Raw genomic sequence first — 16,551 nt, 5'->3', positions numbered from 1 at the left:
TCAAAAAAGATAGCATTCAGTGCTTGGTGGATAAGCGCTATGGCCTTGTTTTCTTCTTGTTTTCGAGGGAAGCCAAGGGCGACACCGGCAGCACCCGGAACCCTGCCGACGCCAGCGCCAGCCAGGTGGCAATGGCCAGCATGACGGCCGTGTAGGCATCCCACCCGTGGCGCTGCGCCCAGGTGGCGACGATGCCCGTGAACCACTGCATCAGCGCCACCCCCAGGAACATTGCCATGGTGTAGGCCGACAGTGCCCGGCCTGTGAGTGTGGGCGGATAGGAGGCCCGCACATCGGCGTACTGCAGCACGCCGTAGCCCGACAGCAGGCCCATCAGCAAAATCAGCACCACGCTGGCCCAAGCGTTCCCGTGCAGGAACGCCAGTACGATGAACAGGCTCGCCATGAGCAGCGAGGCATTGCCGATCCAGCGCCTGCGGCGGGCGATGCCCGGGTCCAGCCGACCGCCCAGACCCGGCGCGAAGAGGGCAATCAGCGAGAGACCCAGCGCAACGTTGCCACTGTCTACCAGCGAGAGGTGGTAGCGGTCCATCAGCAGCGGTGCCAGCCACAGGCCGCGCAATGACAGAAACGCGGCGTAGCCCGACATGCCCAGCAGCAGGATGCCCCAGGTGTGCGGCACCGTGAGCAACTGGCCAAAGCCCAGCAGCGCCTGGCCCCAGGTTTCGCGCTGCGCCGGGGGCGGCACCAGCGGGGTGGGCTCGTGCACGCGCAGCCAGATCAGCAGCCACGACAGCGCGCTGAGCACCGCCAACACGGCATAACCCGTGCGCCAGCCGCCGCCGTGTTGCACCAGCCAGGCCAGCGGCGTGCCGGTGAACAGCAGGCCCAGGCCACCCACACCCATCGCCACGCCCGACAGGTAGGCAAACCGCTCTGCCGGAAAATGCCGCGCAATGAACAGCGTGCAGGCCAGAAACGCGGGCGAGCAGCCCACGCCGATCAGCAATTGCCCTGCCATCAGCCAGGGGTAGGCCGGCGCGGTGGCCGAGAGCGCCGACCCCGCAACCGCCAGCGGAAACGCCGTGAGTACCGTGCGCCGCAGGCCGTACAGGTCCAGCCCCACGCCCATCAGCAACTGGGCCACGCCGAAGGAAAGGCCAAACAGCCCCGCAAACGCGCCCAGCGACCCTGGCGAGAGCCCGAAGTCCGCCGTCAGTCCCTGGGCCACCATGGCCGTGGTGGTGCGAAAGGCCTGGCTCAGTGCAAACCCGCTGAGCAGCGCAAGCAGCATGGCCCACAGCGCACGCGGTGATGGCCGGCCGCTGCCCGCGGGCAAGGATGGAGGCGCCGACGAGGACGGCAGGGGATTGCCGCTCACTGCCGCCAGAAGAACAGAGCGGCCATGACCATCCCGGTAGCCACAATGCCCCAGCGCAGCACGTTGGCAGGCAGCTTGCGCGCTACGCGTGCACCGCCGTACCCGCCAGCGGTGGCGGCCACCATCATCATCAGCGCCTGCGGCCACAGCACCACGCCACCCGCCGCATAGATGAGCACGGCAATGGCTGTGAGCAGGGCCGACACCCAGTTCTTGAGGCCGTTCATGGCGTTCAGGTTCGTCTGCCCCAGCAGGCCGAACAGCGCCAGCAGAAGGATGCCCAGCCCGCCGTTGAAGTAGCCGCCATAGGCGGCCACCGCCAGCACGCCCACCGTGGCCTTGGCGGTGGAGGGTTTGCCGCCCGCCAGCATCCGGCGCAACTGAGGCCCGAATGCAAACAGCGCCGTGGCCGCCAGCAGCAGCCAGGGCACCACGCGGCGGAAGGTGGCGTCGGGCGTGACCAGCAGCAGCGCCGCACCCGCCGCGCCGCCGATGAGCGACAACACCACCAGCAGCCGCATCGACAGCCCTGGCGGCGGTGCCGTGTCCTCTCGAAACCCCCACGCCCCAGCCATGTAGCCGGGCAGCAGCGCGACCGTGCCTGTGGCATTGGCCACCACGGGCGGCACGCCGGTGAAGACCAGGGCGGGAAGGGTCAGGAAGCTGCCGCCTCCGGCGACGGCGTTGAGGGCGCCGGCGACGAAGGCGGCGGTGAGCAGCAAAGGGGCGTCGAGCATGCACCGATGGTAGGGGGTGGCGCTGCCGCCATTGGCGACGGCGCGGATGCAACACTTTTGCTTGCGACTACGTCGATGGGTGCCGGTTGCCATTGCGGCCAAGGCCGCACAACGACCGGCGCTTTCAGCGCCTCAGTACAGATAGGCTGCGTTGGGCACGGCGGGTGTTACGCCATCCGTAGCGCTGCTGGTGCCCACGGCCAGGGTGCTGGCATCACCGGAAAGCGCTACGCCAGCGCCGAAGCTCGCGAGTGCTTGCGGTTGGGGGGGCTTGAGATAGGCGCGGTGGCCCCAAGTCGTGCCGTCGCGGCGGTAGACATTGACGGCTCCGGCTGAATATAAGGCCTGGTTGTTGGGGTTGCCATTGATGCCAGAGGCGTTGCTGGCATCGTTGAGGTCGCCCACGGCGAGCGTGCGGCCGTCCGCAGAAAGCGACAACATGACACTGTTTGTAAAGAACCCGCCGGCAGCCTTGACCGGCAGTGCGGGCTGCTGCGTCCAGGCGTCCCCCGCCGTGCGTGTGAATGTTCGCAGCTGAACGTCAGTACCTCCAGAGCGGTCCAAGACGGCCAGTGTGCTTCCGTCCCTGGACATTGCAAAGGGATTGTGCGAAGCCGGTAGCACACCGGCGGCTGGAACGCGCCACACCTGCGTGGGTGCACTCCAGGCACCGCCGAGATGGGTCAGGACCGAGACGTCCTTGTCGGTGTTCGCCGCAAGCACGGTTCCGTCGCTGGACAGGGCTACAACCGCCCCGAAGCGGGCCATGGTCGGGTCGGCGCTGCTGCCTGGCAGGTGCGCCTGCTCGGCCCAGCCGCCGTTGTTGCGGGCAAAGGTGTGAACGGCTCCCACGCCGCCCCCAAAAATGGTTTCGCCGGTGAAGGAGAGCCCACCCAACACGGCGGCAGACCCCGGGGTGAAGTTAGCGCCTTCTTCGGGCGCTCCTACCGCCAGCAGGTTCCCGTCGGCTGACAGAGCCACGCTGAAGCCAAAGTGTTGGGGGGTGCAGGGAAATATAGCCGTGCCCATGATGTCCAGGCGGCTACAGGTTTCGACTTTCGCAGGCGTGTTGCGGGACTTGATGTAGGCCTGCTGGCTCCAGGTGCTGCCGTTGTCCATGAAGATATACGCAGCCCCCGCGCCATACGCGTCGCGGTTGGCCGCATCGCCGTTGATGCCGCGTGCATTGCTTCTTTCCTCTGGTGCACCCACTGCCAGCGTGCGACCGTTGGCCGATAGTGCCAGGCTGGCGCCAAAGGCCATCTTTGCGGCGGGACTGCTGCCTTCCAGTCGCGCCCGCAGACCCCAGGCAGGGGTTGGCATGCCAATACCTGGCATGCTGCGGCTGAAGATGTACACCGCGCCCGCCCCTGCCAGGTCACCTGAACTGCCCTCGCGGGGCGAACCGACGGCCAGCGTTGCACCGTCGGCCGACAGGGCAATTGCGTTCGTGTAGCCACCAAATCGCTTGGTCGGATCGCCGCCAGCAAGGTCGAAGCGTCCTATGGCCTGGGTGAGGTCGGGTGTTACCGCGGCAGTGAACGGGCCGCAGCCGCTCGCGTCGCAGGCGCGCAGCCGGTAACTCGCGTTCACCCGCTCGTGCAGCAGCCCCCCAATCTGTAGAGGGAAGCTGGTGGCGTTGTTGGCGTTGGCGCTGCCGAACAGCGATTCGGATTGGGGGCCTCCCGCGCCATCAGGGTCCTCGAACAGTTCGTAGCGCATCGCGCCCGGGGTGACGGCCCAACCGAAGTTGTAGGTCTTGGGGCCGTAGCTCGCCACGCTGAAGCCGGGAGGGGCCGAGAGTCCGGCGGACTCCGATTCGCCACTGCCACCCCCGCACGCCGCCAGAACGAGTGGCGCCGCCAGCAGCAATGCGCGATGCAAGGATGGGAGGCCCGAATTTGCCATGGGGGCAGGGTGCCGCGGGAAATTGGTCACAGAGAAGACTCCTGAAAGAATGGGGGAAGACAGGCAGGGCGCGCGGCGGGAGTGCTGGCAGGTCTGCGAGACGCCCACTGGAGGAGTCAATCGTCGCTTATCAAGACAACGCCGGGCCCCGGCAGATGCGAGCACTTTGTACCAAATGGTAAAAATTGCGCCGCTGCCCTCGGCAGTAGGGATGGCGTTCAGGAGGTCGCGTACGGGTCGGCAAAGCCCAGTTCGCGCAGGATGTCCGTCTCATATGCTTCCATCTCCTGCGCATCTTCTTCGCTGGTCTCGTGGTCCCACCCCTGCGCATGCAGCGTGCCGTGCACCAGCATGTGGGCGTAGTGCTCTTCCAGGCTTTTGTTCTGCTCTTTGGCCTCGCGCTCGATCACGGGGGCGCACAGCACCAGGTCGGCGGTCACCACGGGCTCCTGCGTGTAGTCGAAGGTGAGCACGTTGGTGGCGTAGTCCTTCTTGCGGTACGCGTGGTTGAGCTGGCGGCCCTCGTCCTCACCCACGATGCGCACGGTGATCTCGGCGTCGGTGGCCAGGGCGTGGCGAATCCAGCGCGTGACCTTGTGGCGCGGCAGCACGGCGCGGTGTGCCGCCGCGCCGTCAAATGCACCGAATTGCAGCGACAGGGAGAGGTGGTTCAAGGGCATTGGGGCCTCAGGCGCTTGATTGGAAAGCGCGGATAGCTATAAAAACAGGAGCAAATGCTCAGCGGCGCGCAGCGGGCGCCGCACGGCGTGGCGCGTCGTATGCATCCACGATGCGCGCGACCAGCGGGTGGCGCACCACGTCGGCGGAGGTGAAGCGGGTGACGGAAATGCCCTTCACCCGCTTGAGCACGCGCTCGGCGTCGATCAGGCCGCTCATCGCGCCCTTGGGCAGGTCGATCTGGCTCACGTCGCCCGTCACCACGGCCTTGGCTCCAAAGCCGATGCGGGTGAGGAACATCTTCATCTGCTCGGGCGTGGTGTTCTGTGCCTCGTCCAGGATCACGAAGGCATTGTTCAGCGTGCGGCCCCGCATGAAGGCCAGCGGCGCGATTTCGAGTGCGTTGCGCTCGAAGGCCTTCTGCACCTTGTCGTAGCCCATCAGTTCGTACAGCGCGTCGTACAGCGGGCGCAGGTAGGGGTCCACCTTCTGCGCCAGGTCGCCGGGCAGGAAGCCCAGGCGTTCGCCCGCCTCGACTGCCGGGCGGGTCAGCACGATGCGCTGCACGGCGCTGCGCTCCAGGGCGTCCACGGCGCAGGCCACGGCGAGATAGGTCTTGCCGGTGCCGGCAGGGCCGATGCCGAAGGTGATGTCGTGGCTGGCGATGTTTTCCAGATACAGGTTCTGCGTGGGTGTGCGGCCCCGCAGGTCGGCCCGGCGGGTGTTGAGCACGATGGCGCCCTCGGGCGCCTCCACCAGCGCGGTGTCGCCCGCCAGCATGAGCTGCAGGTAGTCTTCCGTGACAGGGCGCTCGGCCATCTCGTACAACGCTTGCAGCAACTCCATGGCCTGGGTCGCCTTGGCTTTGGGGCCGTCCACTTTGAACTGCTCATGCCGGTGCGCAATGCTCACCTGCAGGGCCACTTCGATGGTGCGCAGGTGTGCGTCGGCCGGGCCGCACAGGTGAGTGAGCCGGGTGTTGTTGTGGGGGGTGAAGGTGTGGCGCAGGATCACGCGGATAATTCCCGTTGGATCGCCGCAGTGCGCGGCAAAGGACATCAATGATAGGCAAATTGACCGGCACCCTGCTGGAGAAGAATCCCCCCGAGGTGCTGCTGGACTGCCACGGCGTGGGCTATGAGGTGAATGTGCCCATGAGCACGTTCTACAACCTGCCCGCCGTGGGCGAGCGGGTGAGCCTGCTCACCCAGTTCATTGTGCGCGAGGACGCGCAGCTGCTGTATGGCTTCGCCACGGCGCCGGAGCGCCAGGCATTTCGCGAGTTGATCAAGATTTCGGGCGTGGGGCCGCGCACCGCGCTGTCCATCCTGTCCGGCATGGGTGTGGCCGACCTGGCGCAGGCCATCACGCTGCAGGAAGCGGGCCGCCTGGTCAAGGTGCCGGGCATCGGCAAGAAGACGGCCGAGCGGCTGCTGCTGGAGCTCAAGGGCAAGCTGGGGGCCGACATGGGGGCCCTGCACGGTGGCGCCACCAGCGACGCGCAGGCGGATATCCTCCAGGCATTGCTGGCGTTAGGGTACAACGACAAGGAAGCCGCGGCGGCGCTCAAGGCGCTGCCGGCGGAGGTAGGGGTAAGTGACGGGATCAAGCTGGCGCTGAAGGCGCTGGCCAAGTAACGGGTTCAACCGGAGGGATAACCGAGATGACGTATCGCGCTTCGTTCAAATTTGCCGGACTGCTGGTCGCGCTGGCCATGGCGGCTTGTGGCGGCGGCGGCGGGGGGGATTCACCTGCAGCGCCCCCGGTGCCGACCACCCCGGCCGGCCCGGAACAGCCTACCACCCCCACCGTTCCCGTCACGCCAACGCCGGTGAGCACCGACCGTATCGAGCCGCTCGACACGGGGCTTCCCAAATCCGCCAGCAGCGCCGGAGCCAAGGTCGCAGTGCGTAGCGGCACCGCCGTGCAGGCGACGTCCATCCGCCTCGGCCCGCTGGAAGGCGACACCCAGGCCCTCGTGAAGAAGGCCATGCAACCCGCGGGGCTCACCAAGGGTGATCCCCAGCAGATTGGTGTGGCCCGCCCGGTGGCAGCCACCGCCAAGGCGCGCGACCTGATGGGCCAGCTCAATTGGCAGCCGGTAGGTGCGGGCCTGCAGCGGGCCGCCATCAGTTTCACAGCAGAGGGCGCCCTCGGCGTCCGGCTGGGGCTGGTGGTGCGCCAACTGCCCGCTGGTACGGTGCTGCGTTTTTACGCCCAGGCCGGCGGCGATTCGGTGCAGGTTTCGGGCGCCGAAGTGCTGCGCAGCATCCAGCGCAACCTGGATGCCGGCGACACCGGCGATGCGGCACGCACCTATTGGAGCCCGGATTTTGGCGGGGCCGAGACCACGCTGGAGCTGGAGGTTCCCGTGGCCGCGCGGCTGGAGCAGGAACTGGACATCGCGGTGCCCATGCTCTCGCACTTCTTCGTGTCGCCCGACCAGGCCACGGCCGCAAGCTTTGCCAAGTTGGGTGAATCCGGCACCTGCAACATCGACGTATCTTGCAAGCCCGAACTCAGCGCCGAAAGCCGATCGGTGGCGCGCATGGTGTTTGTCGTCGAGGGCGGCAGTTTCCTGTGCACGGGCACCTTGCTCAACGACGCCCCGTCGAGCAAGAAGCCGCACTTCCTGTCGGCGCACCACTGCATTTCCACCCAGACGGTCGCATCGTCCCTCACCACCGACTGGTTCTACCGCTCGTCGGCCTGCAACAACGCTACCGCAAATCCCGGTACGCAAAAGGTCAGGGGCGGCGCAGAGCTGCTGTTTGCCGACTCGCAGACTGACACGTCCTTCATGCGCCTGAACAGCGCGCCGCCGCAGGGCGTTGTGTATGCGGGTTCGTACGTCGGATCCGTGAACACCTCCGCCGCCGTGGTGGGCATCCACCATCCCCGTGGCGACCTGCAAAAGACGAGCGCTGGCTCGGTGGCCCAGTTCAGCTATTGCAGCGGCGAACGGTGCTTCCCCGAAACGCAGCAGGACGGAAAGTTCTACGCGGTGGGATGGACGGAGGGCACGACAGAGGGCGGCAGCAGCGGCTCCGGCCTGTTCTTCACCATCGGCTCCAGGCGGTACCTGGTCGGCCAGCTCTACGGCGGATCGTCCAGTTGCGCGGCGCCCACGGGCCTTGACCACTACGGGCGCTTCGACCTGCCTTTCAAGCTGGCTCTCAAGACCTGGTTGATGCCCGGTTCCTGATGCCGGAGACGGCGAGAGCGCACACAAAAAGATGACCATCCAGACCGACGATTTCGCCCCTGCGCCCTCCAAACGCGTGATCTCCGCCGCGCCCGCATCGCCCCAGGAAGAAGCCATCGAGCGCGCCCTGCGCCCCAAGCTCCTGCAGGAGTATGTGGGCCAGGCCAAGGCGCGCGAGCAGCTCGAGATCTTCATCGGCGCGGCGAAGAAGCGCGGCGAGGCGCTCGACCATGTCCTGCTGTTTGGCCCGCCGGGTCTGGGCAAGACCACCCTCAGCCACATCATCGCGGCCGAACTGGGCGTGAACCTGCGCCAGACCAGCGGCCCCGTGCTTGAAAAGCCCAAGGACCTGGCGGCGCTGCTCACCAACCTGGAGAAGAACGACGTTCTCTTCATCGACGAGATCCACCGCCTCTCGCCCGTGGTCGAGGAAATCCTCTACCCCGCGCTCGAGGACTACCAGATCGACATCATGATCGGCGAAGGGCCCGCGGCGCGCAGCATCAAGCTCGACCTGCAGCCCTTCACCCTGGTGGGCGCCACCACGCGCGCGGGCATGTTGACCAACCCGCTGCGCGACCGCTTCGGCATCGTGGCGCGGCTGGAGTTCTACACATCCGAAGAGCTGGCGCGCATCGTCAAGCGCAGCGCTGGCTTGCTCAACGCGCCCATGGACGACGAAGGCGGTTTCGAGATCGCCCGCCGCTCGCGCGGCACGCCGCGCATCGCCAACCGGCTGCTGCGCCGCGTGCGCGACTATGCCGAGGTCAAGGGTGACGGCCGCATCACCAAAGGCATTGCCGACAAGGCGCTGGCCATGCTGGACGTGGACCCGCAGGGCTTTGACGTGATGGACCGCAAGCTGCTCGAAGCCGTGATCCACCGCTTTGACGGCGGTCCCGTGGGCCTGGACAACATCGCCGCCAGCATCGGCGAAGAGGCCGGCACCATCGAGGACGTGATCGAGCCCTATCTCATCCAGCAAGGTTTTTTGCAGCGTACGCCGCGCGGGCGCATCGCCACGCTGGCGGCATTCCGGCACCTGGGGGTGGCGCCGCCCAGCGCCGGGGCGCCGGGGTTGTTTGGCGCCTGAGAAGCCTCCTACCGACCTTCACGTCCGCCGCCGCCCAGGCCGCGCAGCACCGCCATGTCAACACCGCGCAAGCATCCCAAGAAGAGCGACCGACGCCGCCAGCTGCGCGCCGAGGTCCGGACGCGCGCTGCGCGGGGCTGGGCGGGGTCGGACGGACCCGTGACCGTGCCCGAGCAACAGTTCCTGCGGTCCTGCGCCGTGGCCTTGCTGGCGGGCACGGTCGCATTGCATGCGCTGGGCGCGCTCATCTATGGCCAGCTGTCCATCTTTGTGCTGGAAGGCTTTGCCGACCTGCGCGGCCGCGTCGCCGTGTGCGCGGCGGTGGCCGAGGCCGCACTGGTGGCAGGCCTGGCACTGCACCTGATCGACGGCCACAGGCGGGGCAGGACGACCGCCGCGTGGTCGCACCGCCTGCTGGTGTGGCGTGCCAGCGCCTACATCCTGTTCGCCGTGCTGGTGCCGGTGACCTTTGTGCTGTGGATGGTGGACAGGCCGCGCTTCTCCATGGACCTGCCTGCGCAGCGCTGGCCGGGGCTGGCCGCGCAATCGGAATGGCTGTTGGCGCCCTTGCCCTGGGCCTGGCATTGGCTGCTGCCGGTGGCCAGCGACCGCCTGCAGGCCTGGCTGGTGGCCGGTGCGGTGCTGGCCGGTTGCCTGGGTGTATGGTGCACGGCAGGCTCCACCAAGCGGTGGCGCACCGGGTACGCCTTCTATGGCCTGGCGCTGGTGCTGACCGGGTTCTGGGCCCTGGGAGGCGCCGTGTACCACTACACCGCCGGGCGGGGCTTGATTGCCGTGCAGGAAGCGGCCATGGCCGCCCTGCTGCAGGCGCGGCCTGGCTGGTACAACGCCGACACCCTGCTGTGGTTGCTGAGCGCCGGCTCGTTCACCCTCGCCGGTGTGCTGTTCATTGCGGGTGCGGCGTACATTCCGGCCGCAGCGCTGGCCCGCACGTGGTCGCATTAGCCACGACAGGAACAGAAGCAACAACGACCGGCGGGCTGTCAGGCGCCGTGGCCTCGAGCGCAGGCACCAGCAACGCCTTCAGCACCCCCGCCACGATGCACGCCTGCGCCACGTAGTAGGTGCCCAGCACCCACACCTGCGACCACGGCAGGGGCTGCACGAAGCGGTGGGTGGCCAGCAGGGAATCGCTGAGCATGAAGAACACCGCCCCCACCGCCACCAGCACCGACGCTCCATCGCGCAGCACGCTGGCCCGCCCGATGGCCTGCGCGGCCATCAGTGCAATCACCAGCACATAGGCTGCCACCGGCCCCCGCAGCGCGGCGGGCAACCCGCCCATCCACAGAAAGGCATACATCGCCACGCCGACACCGAGCGTGCCCGCCAGCGCGCCGCGGTGCGGAAACCACCGCTGGCCGTTCTTGAACAGCGCCACATAGAACAGATGGGCCACCAGGAAGCTCACCAGTCCGGGGATGAAAAAGCCCTCGAACATCAGAAACACATCGCCCGCCAGCGACCCTGCCAGCGCGGCACCCAGCAGTGCCAGGGTTTTTGATGCAAATCTGCCCCTGTCGCTTGACTGGTAAGCGCTGGCAGCTACCAAGACAATAGCAATCACCATGGTCAGCGGCTTGAACACCCAGTGCCACTGCACGAACCCCAGCGCGCTGGTGGCCGTGGCCAGCGCGCCGCTTTGCAGCACCAGGGCCATCAGCATGCCGATGCGCCCCTGCATCACCGCGCCCAGCGCCCACTGCGCGACCAACAGCGTGGCGAACCAGACGGCGTTCCTGGCCAGCGGCGCGCTGTCGGCCTGCCACAGAAAGGCCGCCACCCCCGTGAGCAGCAGCGCGAACTGCACCAGCGCGAACCACTGCACCGCGCGTGCCATCGGCGGGTGGTACAGCTGCATCTGCGCCATGCTGAAGGGGGGCTTGGGAAAACGCTCTGCCACATCGGCGGGCCGCCAGCCCGGGGGCTTGAGCCACACCCGGAGCTTGTCGGCCCAGCTGCGCGCATGCCAGCTGTCGTGCGCCAGGCCCGCGTATACCTGGGCATTGGCCCACAGCGGGTCCCAGCTGTTGAGCAGGCCGCGCGTGCCGTACACGCAGCGGTCCTGGTCGTCTTCGTCCTTGAAGGTGCCGAACAGGCGGTCCCACACGATGAGGATGCCGCCGTAGTTCTTGTCGAGATAGGCGTCGTTCACCGCATGGTGCACGCGGTGGTTGCTGGGGCTGCAGAACCAGCGGTCGAACCAGCCCAGGCGCCCCACCTGCTCGGTGTGCACCCAGAACTGGTAGAGCAGGTCGATGAGCGCCACCACCGCAAACACCAGCGGCGGCACGCCCGCCAGCGCCATGGGCACATAGAAGATCCAGCCCAGCGCTGCGCCAGAGCTGGTCTGGCGCAGCGCGGTGGACAGGTTGTAGTCCTGGCTCTGGTGGTGCACGGCATGCGCCGCCCACAGCACCGCCGACTCGTGCCCCATGCGGTGCAGCCAGTAGTAGCACAGGTCGTAGAACACCAGCGCCAGCAGCCAGCCGGGCAGGCTGGTCCAGAACGCGTCGTTGCGCCACAGGGCCACGTGCTCGAACAGGGCGGTGTAGATGCCAATGCGCAGCAGCCGCGTGAACACGGCGCTCGTCTGGCTGAGCATTCCCAGGCTGATGCTGCTGACCGCGTCGGCCAGCCGGTAGGTATTGCGCCGGCGCCGGTAGCCCACCACCAGCTCGATGGCGATCAGCAGGAAGAAGACGGGGGTGGCGAGAACGATGATCTGGCTGGGGCTCACTGGATTACCTCGGTGCTGCGCATTGCGGTGCGAGCTGGCTGGCGCGGCCCGGTGCGGCGCTCATGCCGCAGCATTCTTGCCCCAATCAGGTCAATGCGCCTCTGGCATCAACCCTGATGATGCGCTCGACCACGCCCGCGGCCAGGCCGCCGCGCACCCCGGTCATGAAGTCGTGCAGGTTCACCGTGGGGTCGCAGTGCCCCGGGATGAGCCACAGCATGCGGCCCAGCGCGGGCAGGCGGGCCTTGGGGCCATCGGCGTGGAGCACGCCGTGTTCGTCGCCTCCATTGGAAAAGCGCAGCGCGCGGTCCGGGGGCAGCAGGGCCACGGTGGGCAGGCCGGAGTCGATGGCGTGGCTCTTGTGGCCCGCGTCGCACACCGCATGGGTGTCGCGCACCGATACCACCTGGGTCTTGATGAAAAGCGCATGCTCGAACGGGGGCTGCGCGGGTTCGCGTTCGTTGCGCGCGTAGTCAGCGTCCATGAACAGGAAGGATCCCGCCTGAAGCTCGCCGAACACCCCGCTGGCCGCCTCGTGCACCAGCGTGCCGGTGCCCGAGCCCGTGACCAGCGGCACGGGCACGCCGGCGGCCTCGATCAGCTGGCGCGTGTGTTCCGCGGCGCGCACCACGGCGGCGATGGCCTCCCTGCGGCCCACCGTGCTGGCCAGGTGCTGGGCACGTCCGTGGTAGGCCTGCAGCCCCGCAAAACGCAGGCGGGGGCTGCGCGCCACGGCCAGTGCCAGCGGCACGGCGGCCTCGCCCGGCGGCACGCCGCAGCGGCCCTGGCCGACGTCGATCTCGACCAGCACGTCGATGCCCGCGTCGCTGCCGGATTGCGCCATCGCCTCGTTCAGGCGTTCGATGCCCTCCAGGTGATCCACCGCCAGGCCCAGGCGGCCCCCCCGTGCCGCCAGCAGGGCCGCCAGCCGTGCCACGCGGTGCAGCTTGGGCATGGCGATGACCTGGTTGGTGATGGTGATGTCGTCCACGCCGCCCGCCGCCAGGGCCTCGGCCTCGGCGACCTTCTGCACGCATGCCCCCTGGGCGCCCGCGCGCTGCAGCTGCAGCGCGAGTTCGGCGCTCTTGTGCAGCTTGGCATGGGGGCGCCAGCGCACCTGGTGCTTGCGCGCGAAGTCGGCCATCCGCTGGATGTTGCGGTCCATGGCGTCCAGGTCGATGACGAGGGAGGGGGTGTCGATCAGGTCCACCCGCAGGCCGACGGTGGCCTGGAGGGCGTCAGGAATGGGTTTCATCGCGCGCTGCGTTGTCCAGGTGCTGGGTGTCGGCCCAACCCACGAGGGTCAGGCCATCCGGGGTCCACAGCAGCCGGTTGATGGCCGCGTTGGAGAGTTGCCAGGTGCGCGGCGCCTGGATGTCCTGGCGGGTGGCCAGGCGGTACAGCACGTCCAGCACACCGCCGTGCGCCACCATCACCACCTGCTCGCCCACATGCTGCTGGGCCAGGGCCGTCACGGTGCGCTCGATGCGCTCGCGCAGCGCCACCAGCGATTCGCCGCCCTCGGGCGTGTAGTGCGGATCGCGCTTGCGCCAGCGCAGGGCATCTTCGGGCAGCTCGGCCTCAATCTGCGCGAAGGTGCGCCCCTGGAAATGCCCGAAACTGCGCTCGCGCAGGCCGGGCTCCGCCGTGAGGGGCGCACCGGTGGCGCGGGCCACGGCCTGGGCCGTGGCGTGGGCGCGCTGAAGGTCGCTGGTATAGATGGCGGCGATCGGCTCGCCCGCCAGGGCGCGGGCGACCTGGTCGGCCTGCCACAGGCCGGTGTCGTTGAGGGGGATGTCCAGGTGGCCCTGGATGCGGGTGTCCACATTCCAGGCGGTTTCGCCGTGGCGGATGGCGACGATGCGGGTGGCGTGCATGCAGGTGGCGGTGTGTGTGGGCGGGCGGGCGGAAATGAAACAGTGTTTGGTGAGCGTTCTTCAGGGCGCGGGCGGCGCCAGCGGCAGCCGCACCTGGCGTACCCCGCCGGGCGGCTTGGGGAATCCGCTGAGCGCGGCATCGAACAGCACGCCATAGACGGCCGGGTCGCTCACCCACACGTCCTCGTGCACGGCGGAGGTCTCGTACACCACGGCCTGCGTGGCCGCGTCGCGCAGCACGATGCTGACCGCGCGGCGGTGCAGGGGCGTGGGTTCGCTGAACCGCCAGGCGCCCTGCATGCCCCAGCCCCGGCCGTACCAGCCGCCAAAACCCCAGGGATAGGGGCCGTAGGGGCCGTACGGACGGAAGGGGTCGTGGCGCGGCACGGCGTCGGCGTGGGCGCCGATCTGCACGAGCAGCCGGGGGGCGGTCTCGTCGCGCTGCAGGCCCGCGCGCGCCAGCGCCTGGTCAGCCAGGGTGGCGATCGGGTCGAACGACGGCGTCTGTTGCGATGGCAGGCGCTCGATGCGGTAGGTGGCGGGCGTGGGCAGGGCCGCCAGGGTGGAAAAGCTCTGCACCTGGCCCTCGACGATCCGGGGGGCGCTGCTGCAGCCCATCAGGACGGCCGCGGCCGCATGCAGGAACAGGGTGGAAATCCATCGGCGCGTCATGGTGAAGCCTCCTGGGCGGAAGGAAAAGGGATTCCCGTCAGAGTGCTGCGGCACCCGGGAGGTTCACGACAGCTGGACCACCTGCACACCCGGCAGCGAGGGCGACGGCGCCGAGAACTCCTCCTTGTCGAAGGCCTTGTCGCCGTCCTCGTTCGCCACGCCCGTGGCCTTGGCATTCTTGAAGTCGTACAGGCCGCCGTCGAGCAGGTGCGAGGGCACCACGTTCTGCAGGGCGTTGAACATGTTCTCCACGCGGCCGGGGAATTTTTTCTCCCACTCGCGCAGCATCTCGCCCACCTGCTTGCGCTGCAGGTTCTCCTGGCTGCCGCACAGGTTGCAGGGGATGATGGGGAAGTCGCGGTGCGCGGCCCAGCGGGCGGTGTCCTTCTCGGCCACGTAGGCCAGCGGGCGGATCACCACGTGCCTGCCATCGTCGCTCACCAGCTTGGGGGGCATGCTCTTCATCTTGCCGCCAAAGAACATGTTGAGCAGCAGGGTCTGCAGGATGTCGTCGCGGTGGTGGCCCAGCGCGATCTTGGTGCAGCCCAGCTCGTCGGCTACGCGGTACAGGATGCCCCGGCGCAGGCGGCTGCACAGGCTGCAGGTGGTCTTGCCCTCGGGGATCAGGCGCTTGACGATGCTGTACGTGTCCTCGTTCTCGATGTGAAACGGCACGCCGGTGCTCCGGAGGTACTCGGGCAGCACGTGCTCGGGAAAGCCGGGCTGCTTCTGGTCGAGGTTGACGGCCACCAGGCCGAAATGGATGGGCGCCCGCGCCTTGAGCTTGAGCAGGATGTCGAGCAGGGCATAGCTGTCCTTGCCGCCGGACATGCAGACCATCACCTTGTCGCCTTCCTCGATCATGTTGAAGTCGACGATGGCCTTGCCGACCTCGCGGCACAGGCGCTTCTCGAGCTTGTGGGTTTCGCGCTCGATCTTCAGTCGTGCCGGAGCGCCGGCCTCTGGCACCGCGGGCGCGGCGGCCTCGGGCACGTCCGCCATGGCCCAGGTGGAATCCGGCCGGGTCTGGGCACCGGGGTGAGTTGCTGTCGTCATCGTCATCGTTGCTGCGCTCATGGGGTCACCTCACCACTGTCCTGTCTCTACGCGAATCGCCACTTCGCAGTCATCAAAAATCTCCAGCTTGGCGATCTTCACGCGCACGCCCAGCACGCCGGGCAGCTGCATGAGGCGGTGGGCCAGCTTGCCGATCAGGCTCTCGAGCAGGTTCACATGTTCGGCCCGGCATTCGTCGATGATGATCTGGCGCACCTTGCGGTAGTCCAGTACATGCAGGATGTCGTCGTCGCGCGGCGTGAGCGGCTGCACGCCCAGGCTCAGCTCGGCATCCACCTGGATGGGCTGCGGCGTCGTCTTCTCATGCGACAGGATGCCCAGGTTGGCGTCAAAGCGCAGTCCGGTGAGCGTGAGGATCTGGGTGCCAGCGGCGTTGTTCATGGATGGATGCTTTCTGCGTGAGCATGTGCTCACATCATGGAGAAGTCGCGCTCGAACTTCATCAGGTGCTGGCCGCCGTCGACCAGCAGCGTGGTGCCGGTGATCGAGCGGTTCTCCAGCGCGAATTTCACGGTCGCGGCCACGTCCTCGGCCGTGGACGATCGGCCCAGCGGGCTCAGCGCATGCAGCTGCTGGAACTTTTCCTGCGCCAGCATGTGGCTCGTGATCGTGAGGCCGGGAGCCACGCCGACCACGCGCACCCGCGGTGCCAGGGCCAGCGCCAGCATGGTGCCGGCGGCTTCGAGCGCCGCCTTGGACAGCGTGTAGCTCACGAAGTCGGGGTTCTGGTTCCAGAGCTTCTGGTCCAGCAAGTTGACCACGGCGCCCTGCGCGTCGGCCTCGCCCTTGGCAACGCGGTCGGCCACGTGCTGGTGCAGCGCCTGGGCCAGCAGCATGGGGGCGGCGGTGTTGCTGCGCAGGTGCTTTTCGAGCGCGGCAAAGCCAAAGGTGGCGGCGTTGTCGTGCTCAAACAGCGAGGCGCTGTTGACCACCGCATCCACGCCGCCAAAGTGCGCCACCACGCGGGGCAGCAGGCCACGCACGGCGGCCTCGTCCTCGAAATCAGCGTCAAAATGGGCGCTGGCGCTTGTCAGTTGTGCGCAAGCAGCTACGGTATCGATAGCATCCTGCTTGGATGAACGGTAGTGCACCGCCACCTGCCAGCCCCCCGCCGCCAGGGCCAGCGCAATGCTGCGGCCCAGGCGCTTGGCGGCGCCTGTGACCAGAACGGTGCGTGCGGGGGCGGGGTGGGACATGTGGG

General features: G+C 67.9%; 16 protein-coding genes. 4 read left to right on the top strand and 12 right to left on the bottom strand.

Annotated features, from left to right (window positions below; translation table 11 throughout):
• Positions 1–37: 37 nt before the first annotated feature.
• The 5 genes from AC07OC_RS21470 to AC07OC_RS21450 form a co-directional block, all read right to left on the bottom strand.
• Positions 38–1,327, bottom strand: coding sequence for an MFS transporter (locus AC07OC_RS21470; protein ID WP_494602300.1), 1,290 nt, complete (start codon positions 1,325–1,327; stop codon positions 38–40).
• Positions 1,328–1,338: 11 nt separating this feature from the next.
• Positions 1,339–2,079, bottom strand: coding sequence for a sulfite exporter TauE/SafE family protein (locus tag AC07OC_RS21465; protein WP_494602169.1), 741 nt, complete (start codon positions 2,077–2,079; stop codon positions 1,339–1,341).
• Positions 2,080–2,211: 132 nt separating this feature from the next.
• Positions 2,212–3,963 (bottom strand): WD40 repeat domain-containing protein, encoded by a 1,752-nt coding sequence (locus AC07OC_RS21460; RefSeq protein WP_494602167.1) that lies wholly within the window; start codon positions 3,961–3,963, stop codon positions 2,212–2,214.
• Positions 3,964–4,205: 242 nt separating this feature from the next.
• Positions 4,206–4,667 carry an rRNA maturation RNase YbeY gene (ybeY, locus tag AC07OC_RS21455; RefSeq protein ID WP_218340558.1) on the bottom strand — a complete coding sequence of 154 codons (462 nt, stop codon included), beginning with the start codon at positions 4,665–4,667 and terminating at the stop codon, positions 4,206–4,208.
• 58 nt (positions 4,668–4,725) lie between these two features.
• Positions 4,726–5,679, bottom strand: a complete 954-nt coding sequence (locus tag AC07OC_RS21450) for a PhoH family protein (protein ID WP_494602165.1) — start codon at positions 5,677–5,679, stop codon at positions 4,726–4,728.
• A gap of 47 nt (positions 5,680–5,726) precedes the next feature.
• On the opposite strand from AC07OC_RS21450, the gene ruvA reads away from it, so the two are divergent.
• From ruvA to AC07OC_RS21430, 4 genes are read left to right on the top strand one after another with little or no spacing between them, the layout of a single operon-like run.
• Positions 5,727–6,302: a Holliday junction branch migration protein RuvA gene (gene ruvA, locus AC07OC_RS21445; RefSeq protein WP_494602163.1), complete on the top strand. Its 576-nt coding sequence runs from the start codon at positions 5,727–5,729 to the stop codon at positions 6,300–6,302.
• Positions 6,303–6,328: 26 nt separating this feature from the next.
• Positions 6,329–7,870 carry a trypsin-like peptidase domain-containing protein gene (locus tag AC07OC_RS21440; protein ID WP_494602161.1) on the top strand — a complete coding sequence of 514 codons (1,542 nt, stop codon included), beginning with the start codon at positions 6,329–6,331 and terminating at the stop codon, positions 7,868–7,870.
• 31 nt (positions 7,871–7,901) lie between these two features.
• Complete coding sequence (gene ruvB / locus AC07OC_RS21435) at positions 7,902–8,963, top strand: Holliday junction branch migration DNA helicase RuvB (RefSeq protein WP_218293110.1); 1,062 nt, start codon at positions 7,902–7,904, stop codon at positions 8,961–8,963.
• Between the two features lie 54 nt (positions 8,964–9,017).
• The gene (locus AC07OC_RS21430) at positions 9,018–9,929 is read left to right on the top strand and encodes a hypothetical protein (RefSeq protein WP_494602159.1); all 912 of its coding nucleotides are present in this window, start codon (positions 9,018–9,020) and stop codon (positions 9,927–9,929) included.
• Here AC07OC_RS21430 and AC07OC_RS21425 read toward each other — a convergent pair.
• The 7 genes from AC07OC_RS21425 to AC07OC_RS21395 form a co-directional block, all read right to left on the bottom strand.
• Entirely contained in the window at positions 9,871–11,724 is a 1,854-nt protein-coding gene (locus AC07OC_RS21425) for a lysoplasmalogenase family protein (RefSeq protein WP_494602157.1), read from the bottom strand. The genes AC07OC_RS21430 and AC07OC_RS21425 overlap by 59 nt on opposite strands.
• An 85-nt stretch (positions 11,725–11,809) precedes the next feature.
• Positions 11,810–12,979, bottom strand: a complete 1,170-nt coding sequence (locus AC07OC_RS21420) for a DSD1 family PLP-dependent enzyme (protein WP_218293113.1) — start codon at positions 12,977–12,979, stop codon at positions 11,810–11,812.
• Positions 12,963–13,601, bottom strand: a complete 639-nt coding sequence (locus AC07OC_RS21415) for a histidine phosphatase family protein (RefSeq protein ID WP_218340554.1) — start codon at positions 13,599–13,601, stop codon at positions 12,963–12,965. Before AC07OC_RS21415 ends, AC07OC_RS21420 begins: the two co-directional genes overlap by 17 nt.
• Positions 13,602–13,661: 60 nt before the next feature.
• Complete coding sequence (locus AC07OC_RS21410; protein WP_494602155.1) at positions 13,662–14,273, bottom strand: DUF4136 domain-containing protein; 612 nt, start codon at positions 14,271–14,273, stop codon at positions 13,662–13,664.
• 63 nt (positions 14,274–14,336) lie between these two features.
• Positions 14,337–15,275, bottom strand: a complete 939-nt coding sequence (ttcA, locus tag AC07OC_RS21405) for a tRNA 2-thiocytidine(32) synthetase TtcA (RefSeq protein WP_494602298.1) — start codon at positions 15,273–15,275, stop codon at positions 14,337–14,339.
• Positions 15,276–15,359: 84 nt separating this feature from the next.
• A complete protein-coding gene (locus tag AC07OC_RS21400; protein WP_218293118.1) occupies positions 15,360–15,731 on the bottom strand; it encodes a dihydroneopterin aldolase in 372 nt (123 codons plus the stop codon).
• Between the two features lie 29 nt (positions 15,732–15,760).
• Entirely contained in the window at positions 15,761–16,546 is a 786-nt protein-coding gene (locus tag AC07OC_RS21395) for an SDR family oxidoreductase (RefSeq protein ID WP_494602153.1), read from the bottom strand.
• Positions 16,547–16,551: the final 5 nt, after the last annotated feature.

The organism is Acidovorax sp. GW821-FHT10E04 (assembly GCF_059415185.1).
This window is presented reverse-complemented; position numbering and strand designations above follow the sequence as displayed.

Bases quoted from the DNA above. Each gene is read 5' to 3' on its own strand.
- AC07OC_RS21440 (WP_494602161.1), top strand. From the start codon at position 6,329: ATGACGTATCGCGCTTCGTTCAAATTTGCCGGACTGCTGGTCGCGCTG.
- AC07OC_RS21410 (WP_494602155.1), bottom strand. From the start codon at position 14,273: ATGACGCGCCGATGGATTTCCACCCTGTTCCTGCATGCGGCCGCGGCC.
- AC07OC_RS21430 (WP_494602159.1), top strand. From the start codon at position 9,018: ATGTCAACACCGCGCAAGCATCCCAAGAAGAGCGACCGACGCCGCCAG.
- AC07OC_RS21420 (WP_218293113.1), bottom strand. From the start codon at position 12,979: ATGAAACCCATTCCTGACGCCCTCCAGGCCACCGTCGGCCTGCGGGTG.
- ruvA (WP_494602163.1), top strand. From the start codon at position 5,727: ATGATAGGCAAATTGACCGGCACCCTGCTGGAGAAGAATCCCCCCGAG.
- ruvB (WP_218293110.1), top strand. From the start codon at position 7,902: ATGACCATCCAGACCGACGATTTCGCCCCTGCGCCCTCCAAACGCGTG.
- ybeY (WP_218340558.1), bottom strand. From the start codon at position 4,667: ATGCCCTTGAACCACCTCTCCCTGTCGCTGCAATTCGGTGCATTTGAC.
- AC07OC_RS21415 (WP_218340554.1), bottom strand. From the start codon at position 13,601: ATGCACGCCACCCGCATCGTCGCCATCCGCCACGGCGAAACCGCCTGG.
- AC07OC_RS21395 (WP_494602153.1), bottom strand. From the start codon at position 16,546: ATGTCCCACCCCGCCCCCGCACGCACCGTTCTGGTCACAGGCGCCGCC.
- ttcA (WP_494602298.1), bottom strand. From the start codon at position 15,275: ATGGCGGACGTGCCCGAGGCCGCCGCGCCCGCGGTGCCAGAGGCCGGC.
- AC07OC_RS21465 (WP_494602169.1), bottom strand. From the start codon at position 2,079: ATGCTCGACGCCCCTTTGCTGCTCACCGCCGCCTTCGTCGCCGGCGCC.
- AC07OC_RS21400 (WP_218293118.1), bottom strand. From the start codon at position 15,731: ATGAACAACGCCGCTGGCACCCAGATCCTCACGCTCACCGGACTGCGC.